2 protein-coding genes are annotated in these 1,147 nt (G+C 49.1%); both read right to left on the minus strand.

Annotation, left to right across the window (positions count from 1 at the left end):
* Positions 1-71: 71 nt before the first annotated feature.
* On the minus strand, positions 72-641 hold the full coding sequence (locus tag I8U21_RS14780; protein WP_198054202.1) for a hypothetical protein: 570 nt from the start codon (positions 639-641) through the stop codon (positions 72-74).
* Positions 642-690: 49 nt separating this feature from the next.
* On the minus strand, positions 691-1,116 hold the full coding sequence (locus I8U21_RS14785) for a glycosyltransferase family 2 protein (RefSeq protein ID WP_181731351.1): 426 nt from the start codon (positions 1,114-1,116) through the stop codon (positions 691-693).
* Positions 1,117-1,147: the final 31 nt, after the last annotated feature.

A 1,147-nucleotide genomic window follows, 5' to 3' on the forward strand; every position in this document is an offset into this window, starting at 1 on the left:
GACCAAAACCCTTTTTTCCTGGTGCTCAAGAAGGGCTTCGATCCGGGAAGAAACCCGTTGCTGGTTTACGGTCAATGAGAACGCCGGTCCGGTTCAAACAAGAAAAAAGGAGTGCAAGCACGGCTGCGCCCCATCAACAGGCAATGTTCACAAACCGCACACTCGCCGCCGCACGACAAACAGACCGTCGCTTTGATTTCTGCACCCTGATAACCGCATCGTTCACAACGCCATCTGCGTACCGGACCCTCCTTGATCACACCGGGTTTCAATTGGCATTTTTGTTCCAGGATCAGGATTTGCAAGGCTCTTTTCATCATTTTCAAATCCATGCCCGACAAATGTTTCTCCACCAGGTTTTGGACTTCCTGCCACAACAACGCTCTCCCAGAAAGAATTGGAAATAGAAGGTTTGCTTGTTCCATCCATGCCGCAAATTCATGGTTAACCGGCATGGTGACAGGTTCCGGTGATTTTTCTTTCCTGCCCCGGGCCAAAGCCCAGGCATCCCGGATCGAACGGGTCCGATGCACCTCCGCCAATGTCTTTCCCCGCTTCTTCCAATACCGGAAATCCACTTCCGCCGCCAGACTGAAACGCCCCTGTTTTTCCCCTTCCAGACGATAAAAATAAATTTCCAACCCCATCACTTCCCAAAAATGAATCAGGCCGGATCAAGGCCTGATCAAATCAAGCGGATCCTTTTTCAGATTTGTCCGACGAATCAACCTCTCTCAAGTCCATCACAATCAGCTTCCCTCTGTTTTTCTCTTGGGATTGAAGCCAGCGATAAACCGCTTCATCTTCATCGGTACCGGAATGAAGCCGAATCACTTCCAATGTGGGATAACGTTGTTTCAACCGGTTTAAAATGAACAGGGTGTCATCTTTGGAACCGGCATCCAGACAAGTGATTTGCCCCGGCTTTCCCTGTGGACCGTTCCATGCATAATAGGACCGGATCATCCACTCGACTTCGTGTTGGCTGTTTTTTGTAATGATCACCAGATGGACGGCTTTGTTATGGTAATAGTTGCCCAAATAGCGGGAAAGACCCTTCACCAGGAAATAGAGGGCAATGTACAAAAAAACGCTCCACAAAATCCATTCTCCCATACCAAACGCCCCTCCTCAAAAAGCATCGTAT

It is taken from the genome of Thermoactinomyces sp. CICC 23799, from assembly GCF_016055145.1.
Lineage (GTDB): Bacteria > Bacillota > Bacilli > Thermoactinomycetales > Thermoactinomycetaceae > Thermoactinomyces > Thermoactinomyces intermedius.

Excerpts from the sequence above, each read along its gene's own strand:
- I8U21_RS14785 (WP_181731351.1), bottom strand. The coding sequence starts at position 1,116 with ATGGGAGAATGGATTTTGTGGAGCGTTTTTTTGTACATTGCCCTCTAT.